The 12,461-nt window shown below is 69.3% G+C and carries 11 protein-coding genes; 4 read left to right on the top strand and 7 right to left on the bottom strand.

Going from position 1 to position 12,461, the window contains the following annotated elements; all coding sequences use genetic code 11:
* Positions 1-9 precede the first annotated feature (9 nt).
* The gene (locus ABZT18_RS05910) at positions 10-552 is read right to left on the bottom strand and encodes a DUF4190 domain-containing protein (protein WP_354995120.1); all 543 of its coding nucleotides are present in this window, start codon (positions 550-552) and stop codon (positions 10-12) included.
* Between the two features lie 322 nt (positions 553-874).
* Here ABZT18_RS05910 and purN point away from each other — a divergent pair, with 322 nt between their 5' ends.
* Both purN and purH read left to right on the top strand, forming a co-directional pair.
* Positions 875-1,495, top strand: a complete 621-nt coding sequence (gene purN, locus ABZT18_RS05905) for a phosphoribosylglycinamide formyltransferase (protein ID WP_354995121.1) — start codon at positions 875-877, stop codon at positions 1,493-1,495.
* Positions 1,492-3,063: a bifunctional phosphoribosylaminoimidazolecarboxamide formyltransferase/IMP cyclohydrolase gene (gene purH, locus ABZT18_RS05900; protein ID WP_354995122.1), complete on the top strand. Its 1,572-nt coding sequence runs from the start codon at positions 1,492-1,494 to the stop codon at positions 3,061-3,063. Before purN ends, purH begins: the two co-directional genes overlap by 4 nt.
* Positions 3,064-3,246: 183 nt before the next feature.
* On the opposite strand, the gene ABZT18_RS05895 is transcribed toward purH, so the two are convergent.
* The 5 genes from ABZT18_RS05895 to ABZT18_RS05875 form a co-directional block, all read right to left on the bottom strand.
* Positions 3,247-4,290 (bottom strand): dipeptide ABC transporter ATP-binding protein, encoded by a 1,044-nt coding sequence (locus ABZT18_RS05895; RefSeq protein ID WP_354995123.1) that lies wholly within the window; start codon positions 4,288-4,290, stop codon positions 3,247-3,249.
* Positions 4,271-5,302 carry an ABC transporter ATP-binding protein gene (locus ABZT18_RS05890; RefSeq protein WP_354995124.1) on the bottom strand — a complete coding sequence of 344 codons (1,032 nt, stop codon included), beginning with the start codon at positions 5,300-5,302 and terminating at the stop codon, positions 4,271-4,273. Before ABZT18_RS05890 ends, ABZT18_RS05895 begins: the two co-directional genes overlap by 20 nt.
* Before the next feature lie 6 nt (positions 5,303-5,308).
* On the bottom strand, positions 5,309-6,265 hold the full coding sequence (locus ABZT18_RS05885) for an ABC transporter permease (RefSeq protein ID WP_354995125.1): 957 nt from the start codon (positions 6,263-6,265) through the stop codon (positions 5,309-5,311).
* Positions 6,266-6,283: 18 nt separating this feature from the next.
* Positions 6,284-7,222 (bottom strand): ABC transporter permease, encoded by a 939-nt coding sequence (locus ABZT18_RS05880; RefSeq protein WP_354995126.1) that lies wholly within the window; start codon positions 7,220-7,222, stop codon positions 6,284-6,286.
* A 197-nt stretch (positions 7,223-7,419) separates the two neighbouring features.
* The gene (locus ABZT18_RS05875) at positions 7,420-9,024 is read right to left on the bottom strand and encodes an ABC transporter substrate-binding protein (RefSeq protein WP_354995127.1); all 1,605 of its coding nucleotides are present in this window, start codon (positions 9,022-9,024) and stop codon (positions 7,420-7,422) included.
* Positions 9,025-9,473: 449 nt separating this feature from the next.
* On the opposite strand from ABZT18_RS05875, the gene ABZT18_RS05870 reads away from it, so the two are divergent.
* Together ABZT18_RS05870 and ABZT18_RS05865 are read left to right on the top strand one after the other, a co-directional pair.
* Entirely contained in the window at positions 9,474-10,334 is an 861-nt protein-coding gene (locus ABZT18_RS05870; RefSeq protein ID WP_354995128.1) for a bifunctional methylenetetrahydrofolate dehydrogenase/methenyltetrahydrofolate cyclohydrolase, read from the top strand.
* A 95-nt stretch (positions 10,335-10,429) separates the two neighbouring features.
* Positions 10,430-11,380, top strand: coding sequence for a malate dehydrogenase (locus ABZT18_RS05865; RefSeq protein ID WP_354995129.1), 951 nt, complete (start codon positions 10,430-10,432; stop codon positions 11,378-11,380).
* A gap of 178 nt (positions 11,381-11,558) precedes the next feature.
* On the opposite strand, the gene ABZT18_RS05860 is transcribed toward ABZT18_RS05865, so the two are convergent.
* Positions 11,559-12,356 (bottom strand): MBL fold metallo-hydrolase, encoded by a 798-nt coding sequence (locus tag ABZT18_RS05860; protein ID WP_354995130.1) that lies wholly within the window; start codon positions 12,354-12,356, stop codon positions 11,559-11,561.
* Between the last annotated feature and the right edge of the window lie 105 nt (positions 12,357-12,461).

Raw genomic sequence — 12,461 nt, 5'->3', positions numbered from 1 at the left:
CTCAGCCTGTCAGGGCTGGGTCGGCAGGTTGACCTGCGCCACGACGCTCAGGATGAGCAACAGGATGCCCAGCACGACGCCGACCGCGCCGCAGATCAGACCGGCCTTGGCCTGCCCAGCGTTGCTGGCCTGGCCCTGGGCGACCTTCTGCCGGGCGAGGTAACCGGTCACGACACCCGCGATGCCGACCGGGATGCCGATGTAGAGGCAGCAGACCAGCGGGATCGACGCGATACCGAGGATCATCGACACCAGGCCGAGGGTGTTGTTCTGCCCCTGCCCCTGCGCCTGCGGGTAACCGGCGTTCGGGTACTGCGGGCCGCCACCGTACTGGGGCTGCTGCTGGCCGTACGGGTCCTGGTACGGCTGCTGCTGGCCATACGGCTGGCCGGAGGTCGGCTGCTGGCCGTAGGGCTGGCCGGAGGTCGGCTGCTGGCCGTACGGGGCGGCGGGCGGCTGCTGGCCGTACGGGGCGGCCGGCGGCTGGGGGGCGTTCGGGTCCTGGTTGGGCTGCTGGCCGTACGGGTCCTGGCCGGGGTTACCGGGTTGCATTCGAGAGCTCCTTGAACTGGTTCCGTCAGCTACTGCTGTTGTTTCCACTCATGATCGCGGTCAGTCCTCCTGATGCACAGCACAGCAACAGGACGACTTACCACCCGAGCCGACGACAAGGACCCATTTCGACCACTTCTGTGACTCCGGAGCGGCCGTCTGAGCCCCGGCGCGGTCGCCTGTTGAAGCAGCGGGTTGAGCTTCGACGCGGCGTTCGGCCCGAGCGACCGGCAGCGTACCGGGTCGATGCGCATCGGCACTGTCAAAGATCGGCGCGCCGCCCAGCCGAAGGGCATCCTGACCTGCCCGATAGGGTGGCCCGGTGACCGAGCCCGCGTCTGTCGCCCGCATCGTCGTCCTCGTCTCCGGCTCCGGAAGCAACCTTCAGTCGCTGCTGGGCGCCGCCGCCGATCCCGCGTACGGCGCACAGGTCGTCGCGGTCGGCGCGGACCGCGACGGCATCGCGGGCCTGGACCGGGCCGAAGCGGCCGGGGTGCCGACCTTCGTCGAGCGGGTCCGCGACCACGACACCCGGGAGGACTGGGACCGTGCGCTCACCGCACACGTCGCGAAGCACCAACCAGACCTGGTCATCTCCGCCGGCTTCCTCAAGTTGGTCGGCCCGCATTTCCTCGCCGCCTTCGGCGACCGCTATTTGAACACCCACAACACCCTGCTGCCGGCGTTCCCCGGCATCCATGGCCCGCGTGACGCCCTCGCCTACGGCGTGAAGCTCACCGGTGCCACCCTCTTCTTCGTCGACGCCGGCATGGACACCGGGCCGATCGTCGCGCAGGTTGCGGTGCCGGTGCTCGACGACGACGACGTGGACGCGCTCACCGAGCGCATCAAGGAAGCCGAACGGCGCCAGCTCGTCGAGCAGGTGGGTCGTCTGGTCCGCGAAGGTTGGACCATCACCGGAAGGAAGGTCACGGTTCCGTGAGTCCCACTCAGGACGGGCGCCGCCCGATCAGGCGGGCGCTGGTCAGCGTCTACGACAAGAGCGGGCTGGTCGAGCTGGCTCACGCCCTGCACGCGGCCGGTGTGGAGATCGTGTCCACCGGCAGCACGGCGGGCACCATCGCCGCCGCCGGGGTGCCGGTGACGCCGGTGGAGACGGTGACCGGGTTCCCCGAGGTGCTCGACGGTCGGGTGAAGACCCTGCACCCGAAGGTGCACGCGGGTCTCCTCGCCGACCTGCGCAAGGACACGCACGTCACGCAGCTCGACGAGCTGGGGGTGGCGGCGTTCGACCTGCTGGTCTCCAACCTCTACCCCTTCCAGGCGACCGTCGCCTCCGGCGCGGGCGTCGAGGAGTGCGTGGAGCAGATCGACATCGGTGGCCCGGCCATGGTGCGGGCCGCCGCCAAGAACCACGCCTCGGTCGCCGTGCTCACCGACCCGACCGGTTACCCGGCACTGATCGGCGCGCTCGGCGAGGGTGGCTTCACCCTGGCCCAGCGACGCGCGCTGGCCGCCCGGGCGTTCGCCGACATCGCCGAGTACGACGTGGCCGTGGCCCAGTGGTGCGCCCAGGAACTGGCCCCGGCCGACGACTCGTGGCCGGCGTTCGCCGGGTCCGCGCTGCGCAAGTCGACCGTGCTGCGCTACGGGGAGAACCCGCACCAGCCGGCCGCGCTCTACACCGACCCGGACGCCCCGGCGGGGCTGGCCCAGGCCGAGCAGCTGCACGGCAAGGAGATGTCCTACAACAACTACGTCGACGCGGACGCCGCCTGGCGGGCAGCGAACGACTTCGCCGACCAGCCGGCGGTGGCGATCATCAAGCACGCCAACCCGTGTGGCATCGCGGTGGGCGCGGACGTGGCCGAGGCGCACCGCCGGGCACACGCCTGCGACCCGGTGTCGGCGTTCGGCGGCGTCATCGCGGTCAACCGGCCGGTCTCGGTCGAGCTGGCCCGGCAGGTCGCCGACATCTTCACCGAGGTGGTGGTCGCCCCCGGCTTCGACGAGGGCGCGGTCGAGGTGTTGCAGGGCAAGAAGAACATCCGGCTGCTGCGCGCGCCGGCCTGGACTCCGGCGAAGATGGAGTGGCGGCCGGTGACCGGTGGCGTGCTGACCCAGGTCGCCGACCGGGTGGACGCCCCCGGTGACGACCCGGCGAGCTGGCGGTTGGCGACCGGCGAGGCCGCCGATGAGGAGCTGCTGCGTGACCTCGCGTTCGCCTGGCGGGCGGTCCGGGCGGTGAAGAGCAACGCGATCCTGCTCGCCAAGGACGGCGCCACCGTCGGGGTCGGCATGGGGCAGGTCAACCGGGTCGACTCGGCGCAGCTCGCGGTCAACCGCGCCGGTACCGACCGGGCCCGCGGCTCGGTCGCCGCGTCGGACGCGTTCTTCCCGTTCGCCGACGGTCCCCAGATCCTCATCGACGCCGGCGTCCGCGCCATCGTGCAGCCCGGCGGCTCGATCAGAGACGAAGAAGTAATCGCAGCGGCCAAAAAAGCCAACGTAACGATGTACCTAACAGGAACCCGCCACTTCTTCCACTAACCCCACCCCCCCACCCCACCCCACCCCACCCCCACCCCCCACCCCCCACCCCCCTCGCGGGTCGCGCGCCCCCCTCTCCCCCCGTTGATCTAGGGCATATCGTCGCTATTGGAGATCAACTCGCGACGATATGCCCTAGATCAACGGGGGAGAGGGCGCGGGGGCGGGGGCGCGGGCGGGGGGTTACGGGGTTACTGGGGTTGGGGGGCGGAGTTCGGCGAAGTGGCAGGCGGACGGGTGGGGGTCTGCCGCTCTTGGGACCGTTTGCGGGTCCTCTACGGCGCAGATGTCCTGGGCCTTCCAGCAGCGGGTCCGGAAGTGGCACCCGCTGGGCGGGTCGGCCGGGCTGGGCACGTCGCCAACCAGCCGGATCATGTTGCGCTGCTCGCGCGCCTCCGGGTCCGGCACGGGCACCGCGGAGAGCAGAGCCTGGGTGTACGGGTGGGTGGCCCGCTCGTAGATCTCGTCCTCGGTGCCGATCTCGACGATCCGACCCAGGTACATCACGGCGACCCGGTCGGCGATGTGCCGCACCACGGACAGGTCGTGGGCGATGAAGATGTACGAGAGCCCGAACTCGTCCTGGAGCTGCTCCAGCAGGTTGATGACCTGGGCCTGGATGGAGACGTCCAGTGCCGACACCGGCTCGTCGCAGACGATGATCTCGGGCCGCAGCGCGAGCGCGCGGGCGATGCCGATGCGCTGACGCTGACCGCCGGAGAACTGGTGCGGGTACCGGTTGATGTGTTCCGGGTTGAGCCCGACGACGTCCAGCAGCTCCTGGACCCGCTTCTGCTTGCTGCCCTTCGGTGCCGCGTCGCGGTGGATCTCGAACGGCTCGCCGATGATGTCGCCGACCGTCATTCGCGGGTTCAGCGAGGTGTACGGGTCCTGCATGACCATCTGCATGTTGCGGCGCAGCCGGCGCAGCTCGCCCCCGGATGCCTTGAACAGGTCCCTGCCCTCCAGGGTGGCCCGCCCGGAGGTGGGCGTCTCCAGCCGCATCAGCAGCCGGGCGAGGGTGGACTTGCCGCAGCCGGACTCGCCGACCACGCCCAGCGTCTCGCCCCGGCGCAGCTCGAAGCTCACGCCGTCGACGGCCTTCACCGCGCCGACCTGCCGCTGGAACAGCACGCCCTGACTGATCGGGAAGTGCTTCACCAGGTTGTCGACGGAGAGGATGGTCTCGCCGCGGACCTTGGTGGGGTTAGCGGGCGACGCTGTCATCACGGACCTCCTGCGCGAAGTGGCAAGCGCTGGTCCGGCCATCGCCGAGGACCAGGTCGTGCGGCACCACGTCCACGCAGACCTGCTGGACGTACGGGCACCGGGGGTGGAACGGGCAGCCGGAGGGGATACGCATCAGGTTCGGCGGCAACCCCTTGATCGTCGACAGTTCCTGGCCGCGGACGTCCATCCGCGGAATCGACTCCAACAACCCCTTGGTGTACGGGTGGGCGGGCGCCTTGTAGAGCGAGCGGACGTCGGCGTGCTCGACGATCCGGCCGGCGTACATGACCGCGATCCGGTCCGCGACACCGGCGACCACACCCAGGTCGTGGGTGATCAGGATCATCGCCATGTTGAGATCCCGGCGCAGGTCGGCCAGCAGGTCCATGATCTGGGCCTGCACGGTCACGTCGAGTGCCGTGGTGGGCTCGTCGGCGATCAGCACCTTCGGGTCCAGCGCCAGCGCCATGGCGATCATGACGCGCTGCCGCATGCCGCCGGAGAACTGGTGCGGGTAGTCGCCGGTCCGCTTCGCGGCACCCGGGATCTTGACCAGGTCCATCAGTTCGATGGCGCGGCGCCGGGCGTCGCCCCGGGACATGCCGGCGCGCTGGCGCAGCGTCTCGCCGATCTGCCAGCCGACCGGAAAGACCGGGTTGAGCGCGGAGAGGGCGTCCTGGAAGATGATCGCGATCTCCTTGCCGCGTACCTGCCGGCGCTGCTCCTCGGAGCAGGTGAGCAGGTCCTGACCCTGGTAGAGGATCTGGCCGGAGCGGACGAACGCGGGCGGGGTGTCCAGGATGCCCATGATCGCCTGGGCGGTGACCGACTTACCCGAGCCGGATTCGCCGAGCACGGCCAGCGTCTCGCCGGCATCCAGGTGGTACGACACGCCGTTGATCACCCGGGCCACACCCTCGTTGGTGCGGAACTCGACGTGCAGGTCCCGCAACTCCAGCAGGTGGCCGCCCTCGGGTGTGGCGGAGGCGGGTGTGGGTTGGACGGTCATGAGAGATCACCGCAGCTTCGGGTCGAAGGCGTCACGGATGGCGTCGCCGAGCATGATGAACGCCAGCACGGTCAGCGCGAGGAAGGCCGACGGGACGATCAGCGGCGTGGCCGCCTCCCGCATGTGAATGCGACCGGTGTCGATGTCCTGGCCCCACGAGATGGTCGGCGCCTTCAGGCCGATGCCCAGGAAGGAGAGCGTCGCCTCGGCCGCGATGAACGAGCCGAGCGCGATGGTCAGCACGACGATGGCCGGGGCCAGTGAGTTCGGCAGGATGTGCCGCCACATGATCCGGCCATTGCCGGCGCCGAGCATCCGGGCCGCCGCCACGTAGTCCTGCTCCTTCGCGGTGATCACCGAGGAGCGCACCACCCGGGCCGCGGTGGTCCAGCCGAGAATGGCCAGCACGAAGATCACTGCCGCGATCCGGGCGGTCTGACTGTCGCTGGACACTCGCTTGAGCAGCACGATCGCGGCCAGCAGCAGCGGGATGCCGAGCACCACGTCGATCACCCGGGAGAGCACCGCGTCGACCCAGCGGCCGAAGTACCCGGCCAGCATCCCGACCACCAGCGCGATGATTCCGGTGCCGAGCGCGGCGAGCGCGCCGACCAGCAGCGAGGCCCGGGTGCCGTAGACCGCCCGGGAGTACGTGTCGCAGCCCTGGAAGTCGTACCCGAAGATGGCCCCGCCGGACGGCCCGGCGTGCTGGCGGGAGAGCAGGCAGTCCCTCGGGTCGTTGGCGGTGAACACGCTGGGGGCCAGGGCCATCAGGGTGAGGATGACGACCAGCGTCAGCGAGATCCAGAAGATCGGGTTTCGGCGCAGGTCGCGCCAGGCGTCGCCGGCCAGGCTGCGCGGCTTCTGCGGCACGCCGACCTGGTTCGGTGCGCCGGGCTCGCCCGAGGGCCCACGCCGAGCGGCCTGGTTCTCGGTGGCCGCCACGGTTTCGAAGTCGCTCATGCCCGCACCTCGCTGCGCTCACTCATAGCGGATCCTCGGATCGAGTACGGCGTACAGGACGTCCACCACCAGGTTCGAGACCAGATAGACCACGACGAGCACGCTGACGATGCCCACGACCAGGGGACCGTCCTCGGTCCGGATGCCGCGGAAGAGGTTGAAGCCCACGCCGGGGATGTTGAAGACGCCCTCGGTGATGATCGCGCCGCTCATCAGGTTGCCCAGCTCCACACCGAGGAAGGTGATCACCGGGATGAGCGAGTTGCGCAGCACGTGCACGGTGACGATGCGGCGCTTGACCAGGCCCTTGGACCGGGCGGTCCGCACGTAGTCGGCGCGCAGGTTCTCGGCCACCGACGTACGGGTCAGTCGCAGCGCGGTGGCCAGCGACAGGGAGCCGAGCACGATGCCGGGCAGCAGCAGCGCGTAGAAGGTCGGCTGGGAGCCGGCGGTGGGTGGGAAGAGCTGCCACTTGACGCCCAGGAAGTACTGCGCGAGCGGTGCCAGCACGATGGTGGGGATGCCCAGCACCAGCAGGGTCAGCACCAGCGTGGAGTTGTCGAAGATGCTCCCGCGGCGGATGCCGGCGATCACGCCGGCGGTGACCCCGACGATGATCGCCACGGCGAGTGCGATGATCGCGAGCTTCAGTGTGACCGGCCAGGCCGCCTGCAGGATGTCGCCGATCTGCCGGCCGGTCAACGACTGCCCAAGATCGCCTTGGAGCAGGCTCTTGACGTAGTCGAAGTAGCGGTAGAAGAAGCCGCCGACGCCGGTGGCGTCCAGGTGGTACTTCTCGGTCAGGTAGGCCCGCTGGGCCGCCGTCACCGGTCGTTCGCCCGCGAGGGCCTGGATCGGGTCGCCCTGGCCGGCGAACATCAGCGCGTACACGATCAGGGTGGTCCCGAAGAACGCCAGGACCATCTGCAGTAGGCGCCGCAGGATGTAGCGGAACATGCTTAGCAGTCTCTCCGGAAATGTGCGAAAGGGTCGCAGGACGGCATCTCTGGTCGTACCCGAAATATCCGAGAGGTGCCGTCCGGCCCGGGGGAGCCCGGCGCCGCCGATCTGGGCCCGCGTGAGCGGCCTGGTCGTTACAGCGCGGTCCGGGCCACCCGGGCGTTGTCGCCCGGGTGGCCCGCACCATGGTCAGCTCAGCTGGCCGCTTCGATCTTCACGAGGTTGACCCGCTGGAACAGGTCCATCTCGACGTTCGTGACCTTGGACGAGTGGCCGAACACGTTCTCGCCGAAGCGGAGCGGGATCACCGGCATGTCCTTGGCCAGGATGTCCTCCGCCTGCTGGTACTTGGCGATCGCCTCGTCCTGCGTCTTGGCGGCGGAACCCTCCTTGACCAGCCTGTCGAACTCCGGGTTGCTGTAGCCGTAGTAGTTCGACGAGCCGTTGGTGCTGTACAGCGGGCCGAGGTAGTCCTCCATGGTCGGGTAGTCCATGACCCAACCCAACCGGAACATACCCACGGACTGCTTCTTCTCGACCTTGGTCAGCAGGTCGGCGAACTTCGGCTCGGCCGAGCCGACGACCTCGACGCCCAGGTTGGCCTTCAGTTGGTTGGCCGTGGCGTCGACCCAGTCCTTGTGACCGCCGTCGCCGTTGTAGGAGATGACGATCTTCGCCGGGCCGCCGGCGGCCTGGTAGAGCTTCTTGGCCTCGGTCGGGTTGAACTCGGCGGCCGCGCCTGCGGTGTTCTCCCGGTAGCCCGGCAGCACCGGCGAGACGAACGAGCGGGCCGAATCCTGCGAACCCTTGAAGACCGACTTGGTGATCTCGTCCCGGTCGATGGCCATCGAGATGGCCTTACGCACGTCCGGGTTGCTGTAGTCCTTGTCGAAGGTCGGGAACGCGAGGAACTGGAACGACGACATGGGGCTGGTCTGGTACCGGTCACCCAGGTCGGTCGGCGCGTTGCTCAGACTCTCGGTCGGGATCGTGGGCAGCACGTCCAGGTTGTCGCCCAGGACGTCCGCGTAGGCCGCGGAGAGCTGCTGGTAGACCCGGAACTCGACGCCCTTCACCTTGGGCTTCTCGCCCGGGTACGCGTCGTACCGCTCGACATCGATCTTGGAGTCGTGCTGCCAGGTGCCCTTCATCTTGAAGGGGCCCTGACCGATCGGTGCCTGCTCGTACGAGTCCTTGAGCACGCCCGGGGCGGAGAACGCGGCGTCCGGCAGCGGGAAGAACGCGTTGTAGCCGAGCATCGTCTTGAAGTCGATGTACGGCTCGGACAGCGTCACGGCGAAGGTGAGGTCGTCGACCTTCTTCAGGCCGGACATCGTCTGGGCCTTCGGCTTCTCGCCCTGGAGGTCCTGGTAGCCGGCGACCTTCTCGAAGAAGTACGCGCCGCCCTGACCGTTGGGCGCATACGCGCCGTAGTTCCAGGCGTTGATGTAGTCCTCGGACGTGACCTTCTCACCGTTGTGGAAGGTGAAGCCGTCCTTGAGCTTGATCGTCCAGACCTTGTTGTCCGGCGACGTCACCGACTCGGCTGCGACCTCGAACGGCTTGTTCTGCGCGTCGTAGTCCACGAGCGGGCTGAACAGGCCGGCGAGCACCTGCGAGCCCGACGTCTCGGTGGTGTTCGTCGGAACCAGGTGCTGCGGCTCGCCGATCTGGATGCTGACGGCCGCGTTGGGGTCGCTGCTGCCGGATCCACCGTCTCCGCCGCTGCCGCAGGCCGCAAGGCCCAGCGTCACCGCGAGCGGGAGGGCGGTCCAGGCAGCGAGTCTACGAACTCGCATTGAGCCTCCTCATCTCCTCACGCTGCGCAGTCAGGCCCGACGCTGGGTTACGCTGCGCAACAAGCGGCAACGGTAGGTCGGCGGCGGGCCTTCGGCAACGACGCGGTTGCGGGTGGGTAACGGTCCAGGCATGCCTCCCTTGACGAAGCCCGACAGGCCTGCTAGCACACAATCGGTTCAAACCTCGCTGACCTGCCGATGTTCGCGCGAATAAGGGGGATGGATATGCCTGCCTGCGGCAGGCTGGAACCCTCTGGGTCGGAGGTCCGGTCTCCGCCGCGCTCCGCACTTCTGCCTGGTTCGACGGTGACCGAATCCACAAACCGTGACACAGAGTGACTAGCGACACGTCACATACGGTCACGCTTGGTGGAGGTGATCGGGACTGTGACGGGTGGCCCGAGTGAGGTCGTCTGAACCACCGGCGGTGCCCGTGAGACGATCGGGTCGTGACGGCGACGCTTCTGGACGGCAAGGCAACCGCAGCGATAATCAAGGACGAGCTGCGGATACGGGTGAAGGCACTCGCGGAACGCGGCATCATCCCTGGGCTGGGCACGGTCCTGGTCGGGGCGGATCCGGGCAGCCAGGCGTACGTCAACGGCAAGCACCGGGACTGCGCGGAGGTGGGCATCGCCTCGATCCGCCGGGAGCTGCCGGCCGACGCCACCCAGCAGCAGGTCGACGACGTGCTGGCCGAGCTGAACGCCGATCCGGCGTGCCACGGCTACATCGTCCAGCTGCCACTGCCGGCCCACCTCGACACCCAGCGGGTGCTGGAGCTGATCGACCCGGACAAGGACGCCGATGGTCTGCACCCGGTCAACCTGGGCCGACTCGTCCTCGGCTACGACGGCCCGCTGCCCTGCACTCCGCGCGGCATCGTCGAGCTGCTCCGCCGGCACGACGTGGCGCTACGCGGTGCCACCGTCGCGGTGGTCGGTCGGGGCAACACCGTTGGCCGCCCGCTCGGCCTGCTGCTCACCCGGCGCAGCGAGAACGCCACGGTCACCCTCTGCCACACCGGCACCCTGGACCTCGCCTCGCACACCCGCGCCGCCGACATCGTCATCGTCGCGGCCGGCGTACCGGGCCTGCTCACCGCCGACATGATCAACCCCGGCGCGGTCGTGGTGGACGTCGGCATCACCCGCGTGATCGGCGCGGACGGCAAGGGCCGCTACACCGGCGACGTGGACCCGGAGGTGGCCGAGACGGCCGGCGCGTTGGTCCCCATGCCCGGCGGCGTCGGTCCGATGACCCGGGCCATGCTGCTCACCAACGTCGTGGAGCGCGCCGAGCGCGGTTGAGGTGTAAGGCCGTAACCGTCCGCCCCTGGCCTGATCGGTGCCAGGATGACTGATACGGTCCGGAAAACCGACTGGTAACAGGGAGTGGGACGACCATGGGTAAGAAGGTCACTGTCGTCGGGGCTGGTTTCTACGGCTCCACCACCGCACAGCGCCTGGCCGAGTACGACGTCTTCGACACTGTAGTGATCACCGACATCGTGGAGGGCAAGCCGGCGGGTCTCGCCCTTGACCTCAACCAGTCGCGGGCCATCGAGGGCTTCGAGACCAAGGTGGTCGGCGTGACCACGGGCGCCAACGGTGAGGGCTACGAGGCCATCGAGGGCTCCGACGTCGTCGTGATCACCGCCGGTCTGCCGCGCAAGCCGGGCATGAGCCGGATGGACCTGCTGGCGACCAACGCCAAGATCGTCCGCCAGGTCGCCGAGAACGTCGCCAAGTACGCCCCGAACGCCGTCGTCATCGTGGTCTCCAACCCGCTGGACGAGATGACCGCGCTGGCCCAGCTCGCCACCCAGTTCCCGAAGAACCGGGTGCTCGGCCAGGCCGGCATGCTGGACAGCGCCCGGTTCACCAACTTCGTCGCCGAGGCGCTGAACGTGCCGGTGGCGTCGGTCCGCACGCTGACCCTGGGCTCGCACGGCGACACCATGGTGCCGGTGCCGTCGAAGAGCACGGTCAACGGCAAGCCGCTGCGTGACGCGATGCCGGCCGAGCAGATCGAAGAGCTGGTCGTCAAGACCCGCAACGGTGGCGCCGAGGTCGTGGCGCTGCTCAAGACCGGCTCGGCGTACTACGCCCCGTCCGCCGCCGCGGCCCGGATGGCCAAGGCCGTCGCCGAGGATTCCGGCGACGTCATGCCGGTCTGCGCCTGGGTCGACGGCGAGTACGGCATCTCCGGTGTCTACCTGGGTGTCGAGGCCGAGATCGGTGCCGAGGGAATCAAGCGGGTCGTCGAGACCGACCTGGACGCCGACGAGATGGCCAGCCTCAAGGAGGCCGCCGAGGCCGTCCGCGCCAAGCAGGGCGACGTCGCCAGCATGTGATCCCCGTACCAAGCGCTTCGAAGGGCCCGTCGGCACCGCCGACGGGCCCTTCGCTCGACCTGGCTCCGAACGGCCCGCGTCCTCGGCGGGGGTGATCCACTTCATCTCGCCGATGTGGCGGTATCCCGGCGCTGGGACACCGCTACATCGGCGACATGGAGTCGATCATCGGATGGGCTCAGAAGCGGGTGAAGGCGTCGCCCAGGTGGGGCGTGGCGAGGATGGCGGGGGAGAGGGTGTCGAGGAGGCCGGTGCGGGAGAGTCGGGCGGCGTCCGGGTCCTCCTCGTGGGCGTACGCCAGGTCGGGGTCGACCAGTTGCACCGCGTGCACCAGCAGGTCGCCGGTGAACAGCATCCGTTCGTCGGCCGAGGTCAGGAGCACCGACTGGTGGCCGGGGGTGTGGCCGGGGGTGGGCAGCAGGCGTACCGCCGGGGTGAGGGCGGTCCCGCCGTCGACCACGCGGAGCTGGCCGGCGGCGCGCAACGGCGCGATCAGGCCGGCCGGTAGCCCGGGGTTGAGCGTCTCCGCCGCGTCGAGTTCGGCGCGCTGCACCAGGTAGCTGGCGTTCGGGAAGTATGGCCGCCCCGGCGTGCCGGTGACCGCCCAACCGATGTGGTCGCTGTGCAGGTGGGTCAGCACGACCGTGTCGACGTCAGCCGGGTCGATGCCCGCGGCGGCCAACTCGGCGGGCATCCGGCCGGGCACCGGTGCCCAGCTCGCGGCGAGGGAGTCTGCCGGGCCGATGCCCGCGTCGACCAGGGTGACCGGCCCGTCACCGGCGCGGATCGCGAAGCTGCGAAACGGTAGCCACCACTGCCCGTCGGCGGTCACCGAGCCGGGGTCACGCCGGTCGGCCTCACTCCAGTGGGCCGCCGTGGCATGCGGAAACGCCTCCGTACGGGGTTGGAAGAAGGCACCCTCCCCGTCGCTGAGCGCCGTGACCGTGATAGACCCGAGGGTGCGGCTCAGAGGCATCGGGTGATGGTGCCAGGGAACTCCTGGGCCGTCCAGCCCGGTTCCGCCGGCCGGTCGAGGCCGGCTGGGGGTTGCCGGCCCAATTGCAGTACGCTCGTACTGCTA

This window comes from Micromonospora sp. NPDC005291 (assembly GCF_040607415.1).
In the GTDB taxonomy this organism is placed as follows: domain Bacteria; phylum Actinomycetota; class Actinomycetes; order Mycobacteriales; family Micromonosporaceae; genus Micromonospora.
The sequence above is the reverse complement of the archived record's forward strand: the minus strand, read 5'-3'. Positions and strand labels throughout refer to the sequence as shown.

Excerpts from the sequence above, each read along its gene's own strand:
- ABZT18_RS05880 (WP_354995126.1), bottom strand. The coding sequence starts at position 7,222 with ATGTTCCGCTACATCCTGCGGCGCCTACTGCAGATGGTCCTGGCGTTC.
- ABZT18_RS05865 (WP_354995129.1), top strand. The coding sequence starts at position 10,430 with ATGGGTAAGAAGGTCACTGTCGTCGGGGCTGGTTTCTACGGCTCCACC.
- ABZT18_RS05885 (WP_354995125.1), bottom strand. The coding sequence starts at position 6,265 with ATGAGCGACTTCGAAACCGTGGCGGCCACCGAGAACCAGGCCGCTCGG.
- ABZT18_RS05895 (WP_354995123.1), bottom strand. The coding sequence starts at position 4,290 with ATGACAGCGTCGCCCGCTAACCCCACCAAGGTCCGCGGCGAGACCATC.
- ABZT18_RS05890 (WP_354995124.1), bottom strand. The coding sequence starts at position 5,302 with ATGACCGTCCAACCCACACCCGCCTCCGCCACACCCGAGGGCGGCCAC.
- ABZT18_RS05910 (WP_354995120.1), bottom strand. The coding sequence starts at position 552 with ATGCAACCCGGTAACCCCGGCCAGGACCCGTACGGCCAGCAGCCCAAC.
- ABZT18_RS05875 (WP_354995127.1), bottom strand. The coding sequence starts at position 9,024 with ATGCGAGTTCGTAGACTCGCTGCCTGGACCGCCCTCCCGCTCGCGGTG.
- ABZT18_RS05860 (WP_354995130.1), bottom strand. The coding sequence starts at position 12,356 with ATGCCTCTGAGCCGCACCCTCGGGTCTATCACGGTCACGGCGCTCAGC.